Below are 17,623 nucleotides of genomic sequence, written 5' to 3'. Positions count from 1 at the left end.
TAGCGCCTACCGTAGTTGCTGGGGCTTAGCCCTGGCCTTGCGCTTCCATGAGGGCGCGCAGGAGTTTTTCTTCGGACATATCGTCCTCCGCCGGGGTATCGGCTTCGGCACCCATCAGAAGCGCCATGCGGTCTTCTTCTGGTTCGTCCACTTCGATCTGGCTCTGGTTGGATTCGATCAGACGCTCACGCAGCTCGTCAGCGGTCTGGGTCTCTTCCGCGATCTCGCGCAGGGCCACGACTGGGTTTTTGTCGTTGTCACGATCCAGTGTGATTGCGGCGCCAGCCGAAATTTCACGGGCACGGTGCGACGCGAGCATCACCAGCTCAAAGCGGTTCTGAACTTTGTCTACGCAGTCTTCAACGGTCACGCGGGCCATCAGGCACTCCATTCGTTATGGATCGGGTCGGAAGTCGTGTATGTAAGCGGGATTGTACCCCTTGACAAGCAAGATTCACAGAGGCTCCGGCTCATTGCGCTCGGTTTCGGGCAATTGGGCAAACATTTCTGCCACCGTGAGGCCAATAAGCGGGTGCCGCCAGTGCGGGGCGACGTCCAGAAGCGGGGCCAGAACGAAGGCGCGGTCCTGCAGGCGCGGATGCGGGAGAATCAGTTCCTCGGGCGCTTTGGTGGCCTGTGTCTGCAGATCCAGCTGCCGCCAGCGGGTCTGCACATCGGCGTCCGGCAGCACCAGATCGTCCAGCGCAATAAGATCAATGTCCAGTGGACGTGTGCCCCAGCGTGTGAGACGCTCGCGCCCAAACTCTGCTTCGATGTCATGCAAACACACAAGAAGCTCGCGCGGGTTCAAATCCGTGTGAATGGCAACTGCCGCATTCACAAAATCAGGCCCAGCCCCCGCCGGAAAACAAGGGGTTTGATAGAATCGGCTGATTGCGCGAATATGGATGGAATTACCACTCAATACCTTGATACATTGAACTATTGTTTCTTTGGGAGTCCCGAATTTAGATGGCAAGTTGCCGCCGAGGGCTAAGAGGCCGTATCTGCTCACTTAAGTAGCTCCGAATTACACGAGTTATGGGCGATATGTCGCGAGCGCTTGAAGGCCCGGAAAGATACCTATATTTTAAACAACGCTGTCGCGCCTATCCAAATAATTTCACTCACGGGACATGCCAAGCGCGACAGAGCCAGAAAGGACATTTTGATGTTTTACAAAGACGAACGGCTTGCGCTGTTCATAGACGGTTCGAATCTGTACGCGGCCGCCAAGTCGCTCGGTTTCGATATCGACTACAAGCTTCTGCGGCAGGAATTTATGCGCCGTGGTAAGCTGTTGCGTGCGTTTTACTATACCGCGCTATTAGAAAATGACGAGTATTCGCCAATTCGACCTCTGGTTGATTGGCTGCATTACAACGGCTTCACCATGGTGACCAAAGCTGCCAAGGAGTACACCGATGCTCAGGGCCGCCGTAAGGTCAAGGGGAACATGGACATTGAGCTGGCAGTGAATGCTATGGAGCTCGCGCCGCATGTGGACCACATTGTGCTGTTTTCGGGAGATGGGGATTTCCGGCCGCTAGTGGAAAGCTTGCAGCGTCAGGGCGTGCGCGTATCGGTTGTGTCAACGATCCGCAGCCAGCCGCCAATGATCAGCGATGAGCTGCGTCGTCAGGCCGATAATTTTATCGAACTCGACGGGCTGCGCGAGGTTATCGGACGCCCACCGCGTGACCCGATGCCAGAGCCGGGCCGCGAAGCGGAGATGGTTGGCAACTGAGCCTTCCACACAAGAGATAGAATCGAACCGGGGTGCTGAGCGCCCCGGTTTTTTTTTGTCCGGTCACATGGACACAGTCATTCCGATTGCGCGTTCATGCTGTTGTGCATTTCAATCACCTGGTCGGGCCAGGTGCTTTTGATAAAGGCCAACACATCCAGAATGTCCTGATCGGCCATGCTGTCAGCGAATCCCGGCATATTGCTTTGATAGCCCTGCCCCACAACTGCCTCCGTGCCCAATTTGGTGATCCTAAAGAGCACCTCGTCTGGATGGTGCCAGGTGTGGCCGCTTGCGTCATGCGGCGGGGCTGGCATCAAACCGTCTACATCGCGCTCGCGCCAATTGGGTGCGCCTTGCAAAGCCGCGCCGTGGCAGACCGCGCAATTCTCGGCATAAAGTTCTGCGCCCTGCGCAACGCGGGCGGCCTCGTCATAAGGCAGGCGCAAGGCGGCGGCATCCGCGTCTGAAGCGCCAAAGGCAAATTGCCAGACAATGGCGGCGACAGCGACAGTGGCTGCAGCTGCGACGGTTGCTTGCTTGAAAGACATGACCTCTCCATTCGTCGTTTGCCCGCTGCTAGCAGCCTCCCACACTGGAAGGTCAAGCACTGGACGGCGCGCTGGGAAATCACTACCTGTGGGCAACGACCAATGTGGAGTTGAGCCGATGAGCAAGCCGCCTCTGACCATTCACCTTGCTGCCCCGCGCGGCTTTTGCGCCGGAGTGGACCGGGCCATTAAGATCGTAGAGATGGCTCTCACGAAATGGGGTGCGCCGGTCTATGTCCGCCATGAGATCGTGCACAACAAATATGTGGTCGACGGGCTGCGCGACAAAGGTGCTGTGTTTGTCGAAGAGTTGGACGAATGCCCGGATGACCGTCCGGTGATCTTTTCGGCCCATGGTGTGGCCAAGGTGGTCCCGGCGGAAGCTGAAAGGCGCAATATGATCTATGTGGACGCCACCTGTCCGTTGGTGAGCAAGGTCCACATTGAGGCGGAGCGCCATTCTGAAAGCGGGCTACAGATCATCATGATTGGCCACGCCGGGCATCCGGAGACCATTGGCACTATGGGGCAATTGCCAGATGGTGAGGTGCTTCTGGTGGAAACCGAGGCGGATGTGGCCGATGTGGATGTGCGCGATCCTGACAAGCTCGCGTTCGTGACGCAGACCACGCTTTCGGTGGATGACACCAAAGGCATTGTGGCCGCGCTCAACCAGCGCTTCCCCAATATTGTGGGCCCACATAAGGAAGACATCTGCTACGCCACCACCAACCGTCAGGAAGCGGTGAAGGAAGTGGCCCCCAAAGTGGATGCGATGCTGGTTGTAGGCGCACCCAACTCCTCCAACTCCAAACGCCTGGTGGAAGTGGGTGCGAAAAACGGATGTGATTACAGCCAGTTGGTGCAGCGCAGCACAGATATCGACTGGCGTGCGCTGGAAGGGATCTCTGCTCTTGGCATCACCGCCGGTGCCAGCGCACCGGAGGTGCTGGTGAATGAGGTGATCGACGCCTTTCGCGACCGTTTTGACGTGACGGTCGAGATCGTGGAAACCGCGGTGGAGCGGGTGAACTTCAAAGTGCCGCGCGTGCTGCGCGATGTGGAATCTGCCTCTTAACGTCCTTGCAGAAGCGGGGAGCACCTGTTGCACGGACACTGAACTGCCCCCTTGGGGAATGTGCCTATGCGCCGCGACATACAGCGCTGCGCGTACTATTTCTCGCAACCGATCCCGTCTTTATCAGCGTCCAGCCGATACGGATCAGGCCCGACAACCCGAATGGGGCCTTGGACATAAATCGGGCCATTTCCGCTGCCACCGGCACAATCCACGTCCGGACCATTTGGCGGCAGGCACGCGCCTTTGTAGCTGGGGTGGCAAGGTTGCGCGGCAGCGGCGGTGGCGCCTATGAGCTGCGTAATGGTCAGCACCAGCAGCGCGCGTGTGTTTAGTCTATTGATCGTCATCACGCTTGGGTAGTTTATTGCCTATGGGCACGGAAGAGATCGCGTGCATATTGACGTGACGAAACAGTAAAAATGCAGAGAGGTGAAGATGTTAGGCATTCCAAAGGCGCCATTGGCACTGGGGCTGGCCGGATTGATCCCGTTTGTCTGGGGGGCGCTGTCCTACCTGAACCCGGATCTGGCACTTTGGGGCACGCAGGCTATGGGGCCGCGGTTTGTCGGGCCTTACATCCAGCTCTATTACGGTGCGATCATTTTAAGCTTCATGTCCGGCGTGCTGTGGGGCTTTGCCACCAAAGCGGAAGGCGGACGGGCGGCAACAGGCTATGCCCTGTCGGTTATTCCGGCGCTCTGGGCGTTTTTCATGACCGGCGGCGGGCCTGTGAGCGCGGGGACCAATCTGTTGTTTGGGTTCGCCGGGCTTCTGTTTTTGGACTATGCGTTTTTCAAATGGGGGCTTACACCACCGTGGTGGATGCGACTGCGGCTGATTTTGACAGCGGTTGTGTTGAGCTGTTTGGCGATCAGCGTGGTTTATTGAGCGCATGGCGCGCTGCGCTTGTGCCCGAGTGGAGGAGTTAGGATGATGTCATTGCAGTTTTTGATCACCGCCTTTGTGGTGGTGATCGCGCCCGGCACCGGGGTGATTTACACGTTGGCCATGGGGCTCGGCCAAGGGCCACGTGCTGCGGTTTGGGCAGCCCTTGGCTGCACATCTGGAATTCTACCGCATTTGCTGGCCGCGACATTGGGGTTGGCGGCGGTGCTTCACACCTCTGCGGTGCTCTTCAATGTCGTGAAATTCGCGGGGGTGGCCTACCTCCTGTATCTGGCCTGGCAGGCGCTGCGCAGCGATGGCGCCTTGCGCGTGCGTGCTGAGCGCGAGGTGCAAAAGGGCGCAGCGATTGCGCGACGCGGGGCATTGATCAATATCCTGAACCCGAAACTTTCGGTGTTTTTCCTCGCACTCCTGCCGCCCTTTTTGAGCGGCAATCCTGCTAGCGCCACCGCAGAGATGGCCTTGCTCGGCGGAGTTTTCATGGCGATGACCTTCAGCGTTTTTGTGCTCTATGGATTGTTTGCGGCCAAGGCACGGGATGTCCTCTTGGGCAGCGAGCGAGTGATGGCCTGGCTGAACCGCAGTTTTGCCACGCTATTTGTGGCGCTGGCCGGACGTCTGGCACTGGAGCGGGCATGAGCGACAAGGAAACCATGCAGGTTTATGCACAGGCCGCCGAGGAATATGCAGAGCGATTTGCCAAGGTCGCAGAGGGCGACATTGATCAGTTCAGCGATCTCAAGGCACTGTTTGAACTGTTGCCCGACAATGGGCTGGTGCTGGATCTGGGATGTGGCCCCGGGCAATGGGCGGCCAAGATCCGTGATGCGGGATATCGGGTTGAGGCCATGGATGCCTCACCAGAGATGGCGAAACTGGCCAAAGACCGGTTTGATCTGGACGTGACTGTGGGCGTGTTTGAAGATCTGACGGCAGAGGCCAAATACGATGGCATCTGGGCCAATTTCAGCCTGCTGCATGCGCCCCGTACTGACTTCCCGATACATCTGGCACGGGTGCACCGGGCGCTCAAACCCGGTGGCGCTTTTCATATCGGCATGAAGCTGGGTGAGGCTGAAGCACGAGATCGCTTGGGGCGGTTTTACAGCTATTATGGCGAGGCAGAGCTGATCGGCCTGCTGGAAGCGGCGGGCTTTACAGTCATCCGAAAAAGGCGGGGCAATGGCCAAGGATTGGCTGGCGGCGACGACACATTTGTCATACTGACCGCCCATGGCTGATTTGATTGCATATACCGATGGCGCATGTTCTGGAAACCCGGGTCCGGGGGGCTGGGGCGTGCTGTTGCAGGCCAAAGATGGCGACACGGTGATCAAGTCACGTGATCTGTCTGGCGGAGCGCCGGAGACCACCAACAACAAGATGGAACTGATGGCCGCGATCATGGCGCTTGAAACGCTGGAACGCCCAAGCACCATCACGGTTGTGACGGACAGCACCTATGTGAAGAACGGTGTGACCGGCTGGATCTTCGGCTGGAAGAAGAACGGCTGGAAGACCTCCGCCAAGAAGCCCGTGAAAAATGTTGAGCTGTGGCAGCGGCTTGATGCGGCGCAAGCGAGCCACTCAGTGACTTGGGAATGGGTCAAAGGCCATGCTGGCCATCCGGAAAACGAACGCGCCGACGAGCTTGCTCGTGAAGGCATGGCCCCATTTAAGGCCGGAAAGTAGAGCCCAACCCTATACCGCCACGGTCTGCTGTTCTTCGCCTTCAGACCAGCGCGCCTGATAGTCCGTCTGATAGACCTTTGTGCCTTTATCAGCGCGCTTCTGAAGCGGTTTGCGAACAGCGTAGGATAAGATGACCGGGCCATCAGGCAGTTTGCCAAGCAAACGGGGGCGCACCCCGGTCTCGTTGGGGTTCGTTGTCCCTACGCTCCGGTGCGCAAACATGGGAAGCAACGGCTGCAATTCGCATTCCAGCACTTCATAGCCAAGTGTTTTTTCCCAAAATCCATACACCATTTCCGGCGTGATCTGATAAAATCCGTGGTTGATCCAGTTGTTGCACGGGCTGTGCCCGATCAAAACGCCTCCGGGCTTCAGCATCCGGTCGATGTTGCGATAAGCGGTTGGCAGATCAAAGACATGCTCGCATGTGCCGCCATCATAGATCACATCAAAACGCCCACGCAGTTTTTTTGGGAGCTTACCGGCAAGATCCTGAACGATGCTGGCATCTTCAAAGTCAGAGACATCCATACTGTCTACCTGATCAAAGCCCAAACGCTCAAAGAAGGTTTCCGAGTATTTGTTATCCGGGCTGGCGAAATCTTCCTCAGAGAGATCCGGAAAACGCGCCTTAATCGTGTCTTGAAACAGTCGGGCGGAACGCTTGCGACGGCTCCCAACCCAGCGCTGACGTCCCAGCATCAAAAAATCGCCGCCGAGCTCGTGATCTCCGACGACATTCATAAGTCGCACGGCGAGCGTGTCAGGGATTGCCATGATATCCTCCTACCTGCGTTTTTATCGTCTTAGGCCGCCTGATCGGCGCCATCACTTGAGAGTTCGATCTCCTCCTCATCGGGCATGTGCCCGCCGGAAAGCATGCGATCCAGATGCACAACAAAGGCGCGGCCTGGGCGTTTTCTACGCGCCATTTTGGCCATGGCTCGCGCGCCCTCAATCGCCTCTTCATGTCGTCTTCGGACAACAGGATCGTCTAGCATCGCTTCTTTGATCGGCAGGGCTTTGGCGAAGCCGTCTGCCAGACTGTGATCTTCTACCTCGTTGCGATCAAATTTTTTCCAGTAGGCGAGCTTGAGGTTCCCACCGACATGATTGGCGCGCCCTCGGCGCTGCTTGTTCAAAAACGCATCCTTGGAGCGCAAAGCATAGTGATTGAGCTGTGCAACTTCATAGCCGTAGCCGTCACTCACATGGAGCGCGCCGGGCATGTTTTCATCGGGGATGCGCGTGCCATCAGCGGTGACCCAGACAATATCTGTGGCGCTGCGTTCAAGAAACGGGCGGTGCACCCCCATGCGGTTGAATTTCTCGTTGTTGCGAAACAGAGTCTTAAAAAAGCGGCTGCGACGTTGTGGGTTAACTTCGGCGCCTTCGCATTTCACGAACTCTTCCGGCACAGGGCGGTCTGAGATGTGCTCAATTCCCGCGTTGCCAAAGATACGCCATACCAGAGAGATCGCATCTGCGCCTTTGTGATGATCAATGAGCGCTTTGAAAGTGCCGTCTCCGACTTTGATGTCGAGATACTCATCCACATCAACCACCAGCAGCCAATCCGCATCGCGTACCACAGGCTCTTGTTCCGCCCACATCAGCGCGCTTTTGTGCGGCCCGCGACGCATCACACGGTTGAAACGATGATGGACATAGCCCAGCCTGTTGAGATTTCGTAGAATCTGGTCGGTAGGGTCACTGCAGTCATTGGTGAACACAACGATGTCTGTCGCACCAAGGGCCTTATAGTGCGCAACCCAATCAAGAATGTAAGGACCTTCGTCCTTCATGGTGGTCACAACCGTGACCTTTGGCGCAGCGGAATCGCTGCCAAAATCCAAAATCGCCATTTTTGCTCGCCTCAATAAAGCATGCGGCTTTGGTGCCGCTTATATGAGTCGAGCATAGTCAAGGTTTTGGCCAGCGGTCTACAATTTTAAGAAATTCTTAATGTAGCGCAGGCGTTTGTGGCTTTCGGGGCACCGGCGTGCCGGGATTTAGCGGCGGTAATGGGTTGGCACGATGATGAGTGCGCCGATCGAAGACACGATCGCATTCATGCCCGGGCTGCCAAAACCGATGTGAAACATGCGGCTGACCATGAAAAACAAAAACGCCCCGCCAATGCAGATGATGATCGACGGGATGTAGCCATTATGCGTGAAGCGGATGCGCTCTGAGGCATAGCCGATGATTCCGGCGATGATGACGGTTCCGAAGAAGGCAAAGAACATGGGACCTCATGGGCGTGCTAGCGGTGTATTTACCTGCCTACGATTGGGCAAAACGCGCTGCGAGGCAAGAGATGGCCTTGGGGCCGGGAGCATCGGAAAGGTGCGTCGTGTCTGGTTTCGCGGGGGCCAGCCCCCGCACCCTCGGGATATTTGACGAATGAGAAAACGCAGTGGCGGGCGTGTTGGCGATGTTGGGTTCTCCACCAATGCTGAAACACCGGGCGCCCAATTGAGCGACGCGCCTAGATCACATCACCCTTGCTGAGCTGGAAGCCTCGGAGGAACACGTCTGCATCCTGCGCGCCTTTGCCGGCGCGTTGCAGGCGTAGGAGTTGCACGGCGCCGTCGCCACAGGCCACGGTGAGCGCATCATCCAGTAAAGTGCCGGCGTCGCCCTGCCCCGTTGCGAGGCGGGAGGCGAGGAGTTTCACCCGTTGGCCTTCAATCTCTGTCCATGCACCGGGGAATGGGGAGAGGCCGCGGATTTTGCGGTCCACCTCAACCGCCGGGGCGGACCAGTCGATGCGCGCTTCGGATTTGTCGATCTTTTCGGCGTAGGTGACACCTTCTTCTGGCTGGGGCGTGGCTGTCAGTTCGGGTAACGCGGCAAGCGTGTCCACAATGGCGCCGGAGCCCAAGACCGCGAGGCGGTCATGCAGCTCTGCGGTGGTTTCCTCGGCGCCAATGGTGAGGTCACGACGCAGCAGCACAGGGCCAGTGTCCAGCCCCGCATCCATTCGCATGATGCACACCCCCGTTTCTGCATCTCCCGCCATAATCGCGCGGTGGATGGGGGCAGCGCCGCGCCAACGCGGCAGGAGGCTTGCGTGGATGTTCAGGCAACCCTGCGTCGGGGCGTCCAGCACCACCTGGGGCAGAAGCAGGCCGTAGGCCACCACAACCCCCACATCCGCCTTCAGATCGCGGATGGTCTGTTGCACCTCATCGGTGCGCAGGCTTTTGGGATGGTGCACCTCAAGGCCCAGCTCCAAAGCGCGGGCGTGCACCGGTGTGGGGCGGTCTTTCTTACCACGTCCAGCAGGGCGCGGAGGCTGGCAGAAGACAGCGGCAATCTCGTGGCCTGCGTCCACCAGCGCATCAAGCACGGAAACGGAAAAATCGGGGGTGCCCATGAAGAGAATGCGCATGGTCTGTCTCCTGTGTGCGTGCAATTGAGGTTGGGCGTTAGCGCCGCTTTTGCGCCTTTTTGATCAGCATCGCGCGTTTGGTTTTACTAAGGTGATCAAAGTACATCTTGCCGTTGATGTGGTCGATCTGATGCTGCACGGATGTGGCCCAGAGACCCACAAAATCTTTCTCAACCATTTCGCCGTTTTCATCCATATAGCGTACGGTCACAGCGCGCGGGCGGGAGATTTTGGCAGATACGCCGACAAGGTTCGGGCTGGCCTCTTCATGCTCGCGCGGTTGCACCGAGGCGTGCAAGATTTCCGGGTTGGCCATGCGGATGGCCTGATTGCCCTCCTCGGTGGCATCGACCACGATCAGGCGCTTGAGTACGCCAATCTGATTGGCGCCCATGCCAACGCCGGGCATGGCATACATGGTGTCAATCAGGTCGTTCCAGACCTCGCGCACCTCATCGGTGATCTCTGCCACTGGTTCGGAAACGGTGCGCAGGCGTTTGTCTGGCCAAGGCAGGCAGGGGCGAACAGTCATGGGGCGGTATATCCTTGCAAAATCTCGGTGCGGGCGGGCTCGGATAGGTGATCAAGCGTCACGCGGCCGTCAAGATGATCCATTTCGTGTTGAATGCAGCGGGCTTCAAAGCCGTCAAAATTACGCTCATGCGTGCCGCCAAGCTCATCCATCCACCGCACTGTGATCGCCGCGGGGCGGACAACAGGCACCATCAGATCAGGGATCGAGAGGCAGCCTTCATTAAGCGTATCCTCATCCTCCCTCTGCACGATGATCTCCGGATTGAGAAATGCCATTGGCGTCCCTGCGCCGTCTTTCCAGGTGCAATCCATTACAAAGACGCGTTTCATCACGCCCACTTGTGGCCCGGCCAAACCACGACCGGGAGCGGCATACATGGTATCAAACATATCTGCGATCACGGGGCGCAGGTCTTCGTCGGTGGCCGGATCTGTGACCGGGGCGCAGGGCTGCGCCAGCCGCGCGTCGGGATAGAAGACCAGCGGCAGAATGCTCATCCGCGTGCCAGCTCGCGCTTCAGCTTTTGAGACTTGCGGGTCATCATCTGGCGCTTCATCGGGCCAAGATAATCGATGAAGAGCTTGCCGTTGAGGTGGTCGATTTCATGCTGCACGCAGGTCGCCCAAAGGCCATCGAAATCTTTCTCCTGCGGATTGCCATCCATATCGATCCAGCCCACACGCACTTCGGCGGGGCGGGTGACTTCGGCAAACTGCTCCGGGATAGACAGGCAGCCTTCCTCATATACGCTCTGATCCTCAGAGCTGGACAGCACCTCAGGATTGAACATCACCACCGGTTCCGGTTCGCCCTCTTTGATGCAATCCATCACGATCAGACGCTCAAGCACGCCAACCTGCGGCGCAGCCAGGCCGATGCCAGGCGCGTCATACATGGTTTCCAGCATGTCTTCGGCCAATGTGCGCAGATCGTCGCTCAGATCGGCAACGGGCGCGCAGAGTTTTTTGAGGCGCGGATCGGGGTGGATGAGAATGGGCTTAATCATGGCCCTCATCTAGGACAGACGCGCCCTGCGCGCAACGGGTTAGGCTCTATGCAATAACGCCCAACGGCTGGGTAAAGCGGCTTTTCTGACACATACTGCCCACCACCACCCCAATAGATGCGTAATTGCAAGTCACTAGAGCGGCATCAGACAAAATATCCTCAAATCCAAAGGGTGCAGTTGTGGGTTTTTTGCAAGATGGGTTGCGCCGCGCCCGCTTTTCGCTAGCGTGCCTTGCGATGTTAAGCAAAGGACACACCACATGAGTTTTGACGAAATCATCGACCGTTTTGGCACCCACTCTGTGAAATGGGACATGATGGAGCAGATCTATGGCGTGCCTGCCGATGACGGGATCGCCATGTGGGTTGCGGATATGGACTTCCGCCCGCCACAATGTGTGGCGGATGCAATTGCCAAAATGCAGGCACAGGGCATCTATGGCTATTACGGTGATGAGACCGCGTACAACGAAGCGATCTGTTGGTGGATGAAGACCCGGCATGGCTGGGAGGTGGATCCGGCATCTGTCTTCACCACCCATGGGCTGGTGAACGGCACCGGCATGTGTGTGGACAGCTTTACCAAACCGGGCGATGGCGTTGTGCTGACCACACCGGTCTATCACGCCTTTGCACGGGTCATTGCTTCGGCAGGCCGCGAAGTTGTGGAATGCCCGCTGGCGCTGAACGAGGGGCGCTATGAGATGGATTTCGCGGCCTGGGATGCGCAGATGCAGGGGCATGAAACCATGTTTATCCTGTGCTCGCCGCATAATCCCGGTGGCCGTGTCTGGACCCGTGAAGAGCTGCAGGGCGTGGCAGATTTCTGCAAACGCCACGATCTCATTCTGGTGTCTGATGAAATCCACCATGATCTGGTCTACCCGGGGCACACCCATATCCCGATGACCAACGTGGATGAGAGCATTCTGGACCGGTTGGTGATGATGACCGCCACCACCAAGACGTTCAACATCGCGGGCAGCCATTCCGGCAATGTGATCATTCCCGACCCGGCGCTGCGCGCCAAGTTTGCGACCCGCATGGCCGCGCTTGGGCTATCGCCCAACAGCTTTGGCTTGTTTATGGCGGAAGCGGCCTATTCGCCGGATGGTGCGGCCTGGGTAGATGATCTGATCACCTATCTGGACGGCAACCGGAAAATTCTGGATGCGGCAATTGCAGATATTCCCGGCGTGGCCTCCATGCCGCTTGAGGCGACATACCTCAGCTGGGTGGATTTCACCGACACTGGCATGTCGCGGGCCGAGTTCACCAAACGGGTGGAACAAGATGCCCGCATCGCGGTGAACCATGGGCCAACCTTTGGCAAAGGCGGCGAAAACTTCCTGCGGTTCAATATCGCCACACCGCAAGCCCGCGTGGAAGAGGCAGCAAGCCGTCTGCGCGCGGCATTCGCCGATATGCAGTAAAACAAAAGCGCCCTGCCCGCTACTCAAACGGGCCGGGCGCAGCCTGCCGTGCAGATTAGCTCTGCTGTTCCAGCAATGCGACCGGCGCGGGCTCTCCCTGATAAAAATCGACCGGAGCGCGTTCCATTGCCGGGGTGGAGCGCTTGAACTCATAGCGCATTTCGCCGTGTTCCTCATCTGCGGCAATCACCAGACATTGAAACAGGTGTTTGCTGCCGTCATAGAGATCGACCAGCCCACGCAGATGTGGCGCGGTTTCGGCATCCAGCGTGAAACCGGTTTCCCAATGGCGCAGCACACGAATGCTTTGACCATCAGCTTCTATACGAAGGCGATGGCGCTGTTTCAGGGCTTTCTTGCGGGCGGCATCCAGGCCTGCCTGCACTTCAGCGGAAACGAATGTACTCATCGAGAATCTCCAAAATCGGCCTCCATCGTCGCGGCCCATTAGAGCTGGGTCAAGCGAAGATTTTGTAAACATACGCCACCGTTCGGAAGGGCAACGCCTTGTAAAAGCGCGACATCCCATGCGGCTTTGCCTCGCTATTTCTGTGCAAAAATGCGCAGCAAGCGCGCGGGTATGCCGGTGTTATGACGCCGCTGTGGCCCCTAGATTACTGTGCAACATCGATGACGACACCACCTCGGAAGGGAGCACGCCATGGGGCTTTTGGTTGATGGGAAATGGACCGATCAATGGTATGATACCAAGTCCACGGGCGGCAAATTTGTGCGCTCGCAATCGCAGTTTCGCAACTGGATCACCGCGGATGGCAGCGCGGGGCCAAGCGGCACAGATGGCTTCAAGGCCGAGAGCCGTCGCTATCACCTTTATGTGTCCTACGCCTGTCCCTGGGCGCATCGCACGCTGATCTTTCGCAAGCTGAAAGGGCTTGAGGATCACATCAGCATCTCTGCGGTGCATCCGGACATGCTGAGCGAGGGCTGGACCTTTGAGACAGACGGCGCCGGTGCGACGGGCGATACGCTTTATGGTCTGCCATTTGCCCATAGTCTCTATTCCAAGGCGGATGCGAGCTACTCAGGCCGCGTGACCGTGCCGATTTTGTGGGACAAGCAGCGGGAAACCATTGTGAGCAATGAAAGCTCTGAGATCATCCGGATGTTCAACAGCGCTTTTGACGGGCTGACCGGCAATACGCTGGATTTCTGGCCTGAGGCCGAGCGTGAGGCGATCGAAGAGGTCAACGTGCGGATCTATGACACGGTCAACAATGGCGTTTACAAAAGCGGCTTTGCCACCTCGCAAGCGGCCTATGACGCCGCTGTACACCCGCTGTTTGACACGCTGGACTGGCTGGAAGAGCGGCTCTCGCAAAACCGCTATCTAATGGGCGACCACATCACCGAAGCGGATTGGCGGCTCTTCACCACGCTTGTGCGCTTTGATCCGGTCTATCACCTGCATTTCAAATGCAATCGCAAGCGGCTGATCGATTATCCGAACCTCTGGGGCTACACGCGGGAGCTCTTTCAGGTGGAAGGTGTGGCCGAGACCGTGAATATGGATCACATCATCGGCCACTATCACCGCAGCCATGAAAGCATCAATCCGCACCGTATTGTGCCGATCAATCCGGTTCTGGATTTTGATGCGCCGCACGGGCGCGGCTGAGCGCGGCTTGCCAAACGCCGTATTGGTGGTGTAGCCGCGCTCTGAACGAAAAGGAGCGCGGCGCGATGCAGGCGGGAAGAGATTTGGTTTCAGTCATGCCACCGCGCGATCACGGTGGCGGCATTGACGCGGCGGTGGCCCGGTGGGGCGGTACACGGTCGGAGTGGCTCGATCTGTCCACTGGCATCAACCCCGTGCCCTATCCTTTGCCCGAGTTCACCGCGGCGGATTGGAATGATCTGCCTGATCAGGCGGCGCAGGATGCGCTGATCCGCGCCGCGAGGGATTTCTGGCAGGTGCCGGAGGGTGCTGCGATCCTTGCGGCTCCCGGGGCCTCAGCTCTGATCGCGCGCATTCCGGCACTCCTGCCTGCAGGCAGCGTGGACATCCCTGCCCCAACCTACAATGAACATGCCGCCGCCTTTGCGGCGCAGGGCTGGGCCTTTGGCAATAGCGCGCCTGAAGCGCGGGTGCTGGTGCATCCTAACAACCCCACAGGTAAACGCTGGCAGGCCGAAGATGTGGATGCCCCGTTGGTGGTGATCGACGAGAGCTTTTGTGACGTCTGCCCGGATGACAGCCTCGTGCATCTGGTCGATCAGCCGGGGCGGATTGTGCTGAAAAGTTTTGGCAAATTCTGGGGGCTGGCCGGGATGCGGCTGGGCTTTGCGATTGCCACACCTGACACTACCGCCAAGCTGAGCGCCTTGAGCGGCCCATGGGCGGTCTCCGGCCCGGCGTTGCGCACAGGCACCGCAGCATTACAGGATCACAGCTGGGCCGCGGATACACGCGCGCGATTGAGCAAAGGCAGCGATCGGCTCGATGCCCTGATGACAGCCAAAGGCGCGCGGGTTGTCGGCGGCACCACGCTGTTCCGTCTCTATGACGTGCCGGATGCGGCCAAATGGCAGGAACAACTGGCTGAGCATCACATCTGGACACGGGTTTTCCCATATTCGGAGACATTCCTGCGTCTTGGTCTGCCTGCGCCGGATCGCTGGGCACAGCTTGAGAATGCATTGACAACAATGGAGGCAGGCGCATGAGCACTGCATGTGTTTTGGTTGGTGCAATGCTTCTGGATGCTGCGCTTGGGGAGCCACGCTGGCTTTGGCAACGCCTGCCCCATCCGGCGGTTCTGATGGGCCGCGTGATTGGACAGGCCGATGCGCGTTTCAACACCGGTGAGGCCGGCCGCCTCAAAGGAGCGCTTGTGGTGGTTGGTCTGGTCATCGGCGCCATGGTGCTTGGCAAGGTGATTGGCCTGTTTGGCTGGCTACCCGAACTGATCATTACTGCCATCCTTTTGGCGCAACGTTCGCTTGTGGATCACGTTCAAGCGGTGGGCGATGGCTTGCGGCTGTCGCTCGGGGATGGGCGGCGCATGGTGGCGCGGATTGTAAGTCGAGACACCGCCCATATGGATCAAAGCGCGGTGGCACGCTCCGCCATTGAATCCGGTGCAGAGAACCTGAGCGACGGGGTGATCGCCCCGGCTTTCTGGTTCCTGATCGGCGGGCTGCCCGGCCTGCTGGTCTATAAAGTGGTGAACACCGCAGACAGCATGATTGGCTACCGCTCTGAGAAATATCTGCACTTTGGCTGGGCCGCTGCGCGGCTTGATGATGTGCTGAACTGGGTGCCTGCCCGCATCACCGCAGCCCTGATTGCCGTCAGCCATGCAGGGCTGTCCCAGTGGCAGGCCATCAAAGCGGATGCGCGTCTGCACCGCTCGCCCAATGCGGGCTGGCCGGAGGCTGCCATGGCCCGCGCGCTTGGCATCTCTCTGGCGGGGCCCCGCGCTTATGACGGCAAGATGCAGAGCTTTCCCTTTGTGAACCCTGAAGGCCGCAAAGAGCTCGGACCTGATGATGTGGACGCCGCCTGTGGCGCGCTGTGGCGCAGTTGGGGCATCACGCTCGCGGCAGCCTTGATACTGGCTCTGTTCTGAGCGCTTGCCCAGCCAGACGCCTCTGGCTATGTCTGAACGCAAATATTGCTTCAGGGACTTTCAGATGCGTCTTTTGCCTGCGCTTGCCGCCGCGTTTCTTTCCATCACCACCGCCAGCACCGCAATCGCGCAATGCGGGGGGTCGTTTAACAGCTTCGTCAGCGGTCTGAAGCAGGAAGCCCGCGCCAAGGGCTATGACAAAAGCACGGTGAACGCATTTTTCGCCAATGTGCGCCAAGACCCAGCCACCATCAAAGCGGACCGCAGCCAAGGGGTATTCCAACGCCCGTTTCTGGATTTCAGCCAGCGGTTGATCAGTCAGAACCGCATCAATGTGGGCCGCAAAAAAGCACAGCAATATGCCAGCACCTTTGACCGCATCGAGCGCCAATATGGCGTGTCGCGCGGCGTACTGTTGGCGTTCTGGGCGTTTGAAACCGATTACGGCGCATTTCAGGGGGACTTCAATACGTTGAACTCTCTGGTGACCCTGTCCCATGATTGCCGTCGCCCGGAGCTGTTCCGCCCACAGGTGTTTGCGGCGCTGGAGCTGTACAAACGCGGCAACTTCAGCCCGACCAAGACCACAGGCGCCTGGGCCGGTGAGATCGGCATGGTCCAAATGCTGCCAGCGGACATCATCGAGAACGGCGTGGATGGCGATGGCGACGGCAAAGTGAACCTCAAGACATCGCCGCAGGACGCGCTGATGTCGGGCGGCAAGATGCTCTCCCATCTCGGATGGCGCGCGGGCGAGCCTTGGCTGCAAGAAGTCACCGTGCCTGCCAATCTGGATTGGTCCCAGTCCGGGCTGGACACCACATTGCCTGCAAAACAATGGGCACAGATGGGGGTGAAACCCCGCGAAGGACAGCTGGCCAATCTGCCTGCGTCACTGTTGCTGCCACAGGGGCGCAAAGGGCCAGCCTTCCTCGCCTACCCGAACTTCAATGTGTATTTTGAGTGGAACCAGAGCTTTGTCTATGTGACCACCGCGGCCTATTTTGCCACCCGTCTGGAAGGGGCGGCGCGCTATGATGCGGGCAATGCCGATCCCGGTCTGAGCGGCGCGCAAATGAAGCAATTGCAGAGCAAACTCAAGGCGCGCGGCCATGATGTTGGCAAGGTGGATGGCATCCTTGGCAAGCTGACCCGCCGTGCGGTGCAGGCAGAACAACAGCGATTGGGCTTGCCTGCGGATGCCTGGCCTACGCAGCAATTGCTGAACGCGCTCTAAAAGCTCTATCAGGAGTGCGCGACAACCTCGCGCACTGGAAAGCGCATGCCATCTTTGGTCTGCAGCACAAGGCGGCCGCCGTTTTCCACAATGCGGTCACAGCGCTCCACACCCGTGACAAAAGTCACGCAAAACGTGCTATCTGCGACGGCCTTCCAATGGCCGTACCAGGTCCCGCCACCGCCATAGGTGTATTGATACTGGCCGTTGCTTTCAAAGACCGACCGCCCGTTATCAAAGAAAACCAAGGTCTGTCCGGACAGGCGCTCGGTCAGGCTTGCGCTGTCAAAAGCTGTGTCGCCGGGCTGGGTTTTCCAGTCCTGCGCCGCTACTGGCGCGGCCAACAGCATCAAAAACCCGATCATCATCCGCATCACGCATCCTCCATGCCGCAACCCTAAACCGAGCGGGACATGTTTCTGCGTCACAAAGCGGTGAGCCTCTTC

24 protein-coding genes are annotated in these 17,623 nt (G+C 58.5%); 11 read left to right on the top strand and 13 right to left on the bottom strand.

Features of this window, described 5'->3' with window-relative positions:
* Positions 1-25: 25 nt before the first annotated feature.
* Both rpoZ and folK read right to left on the bottom strand, forming a co-directional pair.
* Positions 26-379, bottom strand: coding sequence for a DNA-directed RNA polymerase subunit omega (rpoZ, locus tag J7399_RS09765; protein ID WP_209059254.1), 354 nt, complete (start codon positions 377-379; stop codon positions 26-28).
* Between the two features lie 75 nt (positions 380-454).
* Positions 455-1,015: a 2-amino-4-hydroxy-6-hydroxymethyldihydropteridine diphosphokinase gene (gene folK, locus J7399_RS09760; protein WP_209085683.1), complete on the bottom strand. Its 561-nt coding sequence runs from the start codon at positions 1,013-1,015 to the stop codon at positions 455-457.
* Between the two features lie 156 nt (positions 1,016-1,171).
* On the opposite strand from folK, the gene J7399_RS09755 reads away from it, so the two are divergent.
* Positions 1,172-1,747 (top strand): NYN domain-containing protein, encoded by a 576-nt coding sequence (locus tag J7399_RS09755; protein WP_209059248.1) that lies wholly within the window; start codon positions 1,172-1,174, stop codon positions 1,745-1,747.
* A gap of 77 nt (positions 1,748-1,824) precedes the next feature.
* On the opposite strand, the gene J7399_RS09750 is transcribed toward J7399_RS09755, so the two are convergent.
* Entirely contained in the window at positions 1,825-2,298 is a 474-nt protein-coding gene (locus tag J7399_RS09750; RefSeq protein WP_209077045.1) for a cytochrome c, read from the bottom strand.
* A gap of 118 nt (positions 2,299-2,416) precedes the next feature.
* Between J7399_RS09750 and ispH the strand changes: the two genes are divergently transcribed.
* A complete protein-coding gene (gene ispH, locus J7399_RS09745) occupies positions 2,417-3,376 on the top strand; it encodes a 4-hydroxy-3-methylbut-2-enyl diphosphate reductase (protein ID WP_209077043.1) in 960 nt (319 codons plus the stop codon).
* 95 nt (positions 3,377-3,471) lie between these two features.
* Here the strand turns inward: ispH and J7399_RS09740 are convergent, their stop codons facing one another.
* A complete protein-coding gene (locus J7399_RS09740; protein ID WP_247742818.1) occupies positions 3,472-3,726 on the bottom strand; it encodes a hypothetical protein in 255 nt (84 codons plus the stop codon).
* A gap of 88 nt (positions 3,727-3,814) precedes the next feature.
* Here J7399_RS09740 and J7399_RS09735 point away from each other — a divergent pair, with 88 nt between their 5' ends.
* The 4 genes from J7399_RS09735 to rnhA are packed head-to-tail and all read left to right on the top strand — an operon-like array spanning position 3,815 to position 5,977.
* The gene (locus J7399_RS09735; protein ID WP_209085681.1) at positions 3,815-4,267 is read left to right on the top strand and encodes a DUF3429 domain-containing protein; all 453 of its coding nucleotides are present in this window, start codon (positions 3,815-3,817) and stop codon (positions 4,265-4,267) included.
* A gap of 42 nt (positions 4,268-4,309) precedes the next feature.
* The gene (locus J7399_RS09730; RefSeq protein ID WP_209085679.1) at positions 4,310-4,924 is read left to right on the top strand and encodes a LysE family translocator; all 615 of its coding nucleotides are present in this window, start codon (positions 4,310-4,312) and stop codon (positions 4,922-4,924) included.
* On the top strand, positions 4,921-5,526 hold the full coding sequence (locus J7399_RS09725) for a class I SAM-dependent methyltransferase (protein ID WP_209085678.1): 606 nt from the start codon (positions 4,921-4,923) through the stop codon (positions 5,524-5,526). The genes J7399_RS09730 and J7399_RS09725 overlap by 4 nt, the downstream gene beginning before the upstream one ends.
* Positions 5,519-5,977: a ribonuclease HI gene (gene rnhA, locus J7399_RS09720; RefSeq protein ID WP_209085677.1), complete on the top strand. Its 459-nt coding sequence runs from the start codon at positions 5,519-5,521 to the stop codon at positions 5,975-5,977. Before J7399_RS09725 ends, rnhA begins: the two co-directional genes overlap by 8 nt.
* A gap of 9 nt (positions 5,978-5,986) precedes the next feature.
* On the opposite strand, the gene J7399_RS09715 is transcribed toward rnhA, so the two are convergent.
* The 7 genes from J7399_RS09715 to def (J7399_RS09685) all read right to left on the bottom strand — a co-directional run bounded on the left by J7399_RS09715 (position 5,987) and on the right by def (J7399_RS09685) (position 10,915).
* Entirely contained in the window at positions 5,987-6,754 is a 768-nt protein-coding gene (locus J7399_RS09715) for a class I SAM-dependent methyltransferase (protein WP_209085676.1), read from the bottom strand.
* A gap of 29 nt (positions 6,755-6,783) precedes the next feature.
* Complete coding sequence (locus J7399_RS09710; RefSeq protein WP_209085675.1) at positions 6,784-7,842, bottom strand: glycosyltransferase family 2 protein; 1,059 nt, start codon at positions 7,840-7,842, stop codon at positions 6,784-6,786.
* 147 nt (positions 7,843-7,989) lie between these two features.
* Positions 7,990-8,226 carry a hypothetical protein gene (locus J7399_RS09705; protein ID WP_209085674.1) on the bottom strand — a complete coding sequence of 79 codons (237 nt, stop codon included), beginning with the start codon at positions 8,224-8,226 and terminating at the stop codon, positions 7,990-7,992.
* Between the two features lie 242 nt (positions 8,227-8,468).
* Positions 8,469-9,374 carry a methionyl-tRNA formyltransferase gene (gene fmt / locus J7399_RS09700; protein ID WP_209085673.1) on the bottom strand — a complete coding sequence of 302 codons (906 nt, stop codon included), beginning with the start codon at positions 9,372-9,374 and terminating at the stop codon, positions 8,469-8,471.
* Positions 9,375-9,411: 37 nt separating this feature from the next.
* The gene (gene def, locus J7399_RS09695; protein WP_209085672.1) at positions 9,412-9,906 is read right to left on the bottom strand and encodes a peptide deformylase; all 495 of its coding nucleotides are present in this window, start codon (positions 9,904-9,906) and stop codon (positions 9,412-9,414) included.
* Positions 9,903-10,406 carry a peptide deformylase gene (gene def / locus J7399_RS09690; protein ID WP_209085671.1) on the bottom strand — a complete coding sequence of 168 codons (504 nt, stop codon included), beginning with the start codon at positions 10,404-10,406 and terminating at the stop codon, positions 9,903-9,905. The genes def (J7399_RS09695) and def (J7399_RS09690) overlap by 4 nt, the downstream gene beginning before the upstream one ends.
* Entirely contained in the window at positions 10,403-10,915 is a 513-nt protein-coding gene (gene def, locus J7399_RS09685) for a peptide deformylase (protein WP_209059169.1), read from the bottom strand. The genes def (J7399_RS09690) and def (J7399_RS09685) overlap by 4 nt, the downstream gene beginning before the upstream one ends.
* Positions 10,916-11,177: 262 nt before the next feature.
* Between def (J7399_RS09685) and J7399_RS09680 the strand changes: the two genes are divergently transcribed.
* On the top strand, positions 11,178-12,350 hold the full coding sequence (locus J7399_RS09680) for a MalY/PatB family protein (RefSeq protein WP_209085668.1): 1,173 nt from the start codon (positions 11,178-11,180) through the stop codon (positions 12,348-12,350).
* 55 nt (positions 12,351-12,405) lie between these two features.
* Here the strand turns inward: J7399_RS09680 and J7399_RS09675 are convergent, their stop codons facing one another.
* Positions 12,406-12,759 carry a hypothetical protein gene (locus tag J7399_RS09675; RefSeq protein WP_209085665.1) on the bottom strand — a complete coding sequence of 118 codons (354 nt, stop codon included), beginning with the start codon at positions 12,757-12,759 and terminating at the stop codon, positions 12,406-12,408.
* A gap of 252 nt (positions 12,760-13,011) precedes the next feature.
* On the opposite strand from J7399_RS09675, the gene J7399_RS09670 reads away from it, so the two are divergent.
* From J7399_RS09670 to J7399_RS09655, 4 genes are all read left to right on the top strand, one after another.
* Positions 13,012-13,986, top strand: a complete 975-nt coding sequence (locus J7399_RS09670) for a glutathione S-transferase family protein (RefSeq protein ID WP_209085663.1) — start codon at positions 13,012-13,014, stop codon at positions 13,984-13,986.
* A 65-nt stretch (positions 13,987-14,051) separates the two neighbouring features.
* Positions 14,052-15,035 carry a threonine-phosphate decarboxylase gene (locus J7399_RS09665; RefSeq protein WP_209085660.1) on the top strand — a complete coding sequence of 328 codons (984 nt, stop codon included), beginning with the start codon at positions 14,052-14,054 and terminating at the stop codon, positions 15,033-15,035.
* Positions 15,032-15,940 (top strand): adenosylcobinamide-phosphate synthase CbiB, encoded by a 909-nt coding sequence (gene cbiB / locus J7399_RS09660; protein ID WP_209085657.1) that lies wholly within the window; start codon positions 15,032-15,034, stop codon positions 15,938-15,940. The genes J7399_RS09665 and cbiB overlap by 4 nt, the downstream gene beginning before the upstream one ends.
* A gap of 64 nt (positions 15,941-16,004) precedes the next feature.
* Positions 16,005-17,177 (top strand): lytic murein transglycosylase, encoded by a 1,173-nt coding sequence (locus J7399_RS09655; RefSeq protein ID WP_209085654.1) that lies wholly within the window; start codon positions 16,005-16,007, stop codon positions 17,175-17,177.
* A gap of 8 nt (positions 17,178-17,185) precedes the next feature.
* Here the strand turns inward: J7399_RS09655 and J7399_RS09650 are convergent, their stop codons facing one another.
* Complete coding sequence (locus J7399_RS09650; RefSeq protein ID WP_209085651.1) at positions 17,186-17,551, bottom strand: hypothetical protein; 366 nt, start codon at positions 17,549-17,551, stop codon at positions 17,186-17,188.
* Positions 17,552-17,623: the final 72 nt, after the last annotated feature.

The organism is Shimia sp. R9_1 (assembly GCF_017743775.1).
Taxonomy (GTDB): Bacteria; Pseudomonadota; Alphaproteobacteria; order Rhodobacterales; family Rhodobacteraceae; genus Shimia.
Note: the sequence above shows the minus strand (reverse complement) of the source record. Positions and strands in the feature narration are given on the sequence as shown.

Coding starts and splice junctions, on each gene's coding strand:
- J7399_RS09715 (WP_209085676.1), bottom strand. CDS start 6,754: ATGGCAATCCCTGACACGCTCGCCGTGCGACTTATGAATGTCGTCGGA.
- J7399_RS09735 (WP_209085681.1), top strand. CDS start 3,815: ATGTTAGGCATTCCAAAGGCGCCATTGGCACTGGGGCTGGCCGGATTG.
- J7399_RS09680 (WP_209085668.1), top strand. CDS start 11,178: ATGAGTTTTGACGAAATCATCGACCGTTTTGGCACCCACTCTGTGAAA.
- def (WP_209085672.1), bottom strand. CDS start 9,906: ATGACTGTTCGCCCCTGCCTGCCTTGGCCAGACAAACGCCTGCGCACC.
- J7399_RS09670 (WP_209085663.1), top strand. CDS start 13,012: ATGGGGCTTTTGGTTGATGGGAAATGGACCGATCAATGGTATGATACC.
- J7399_RS09655 (WP_209085654.1), top strand. CDS start 16,005: ATGCGTCTTTTGCCTGCGCTTGCCGCCGCGTTTCTTTCCATCACCACC.
- J7399_RS09650 (WP_209085651.1), bottom strand. CDS start 17,551: ATGCGGATGATGATCGGGTTTTTGATGCTGTTGGCCGCGCCAGTAGCG.
- J7399_RS09740 (WP_247742818.1), bottom strand. CDS start 3,726: ATGACGATCAATAGACTAAACACACGCGCGCTGCTGGTGCTGACCATT.
- rnhA (WP_209085677.1), top strand. CDS start 5,519: ATGGCTGATTTGATTGCATATACCGATGGCGCATGTTCTGGAAACCCG.
- J7399_RS09675 (WP_209085665.1), bottom strand. CDS start 12,759: ATGAGTACATTCGTTTCCGCTGAAGTGCAGGCAGGCCTGGATGCCGCC.
- J7399_RS09725 (WP_209085678.1), top strand. CDS start 4,921: ATGAGCGACAAGGAAACCATGCAGGTTTATGCACAGGCCGCCGAGGAA.
- J7399_RS09710 (WP_209085675.1), bottom strand. CDS start 7,842: ATGGCGATTTTGGATTTTGGCAGCGATTCCGCTGCGCCAAAGGTCACG.
- rpoZ (WP_209059254.1), bottom strand. CDS start 379: ATGGCCCGCGTGACCGTTGAAGACTGCGTAGACAAAGTTCAGAACCGC.
- J7399_RS09705 (WP_209085674.1), bottom strand. CDS start 8,226: ATGTTCTTTGCCTTCTTCGGAACCGTCATCATCGCCGGAATCATCGGC.
- J7399_RS09730 (WP_209085679.1), top strand. CDS start 4,310: ATGATGTCATTGCAGTTTTTGATCACCGCCTTTGTGGTGGTGATCGCG.
- J7399_RS09755 (WP_209059248.1), top strand. CDS start 1,172: ATGTTTTACAAAGACGAACGGCTTGCGCTGTTCATAGACGGTTCGAAT.
- def (WP_209059169.1), bottom strand. CDS start 10,915: ATGATTAAGCCCATTCTCATCCACCCCGATCCGCGCCTCAAAAAACTC.
- J7399_RS09750 (WP_209077045.1), bottom strand. CDS start 2,298: ATGTCTTTCAAGCAAGCAACCGTCGCAGCTGCAGCCACTGTCGCTGTC.
- def (WP_209085671.1), bottom strand. CDS start 10,406: ATGAGCATTCTGCCGCTGGTCTTCTATCCCGACGCGCGGCTGGCGCAG.
- cbiB (WP_209085657.1), top strand. CDS start 15,032: ATGAGCACTGCATGTGTTTTGGTTGGTGCAATGCTTCTGGATGCTGCG.
- fmt (WP_209085673.1), bottom strand. CDS start 9,374: ATGCGCATTCTCTTCATGGGCACCCCCGATTTTTCCGTTTCCGTGCTT.
- ispH (WP_209077043.1), top strand. CDS start 2,417: ATGAGCAAGCCGCCTCTGACCATTCACCTTGCTGCCCCGCGCGGCTTT.
- J7399_RS09665 (WP_209085660.1), top strand. CDS start 14,052: ATGCAGGCGGGAAGAGATTTGGTTTCAGTCATGCCACCGCGCGATCAC.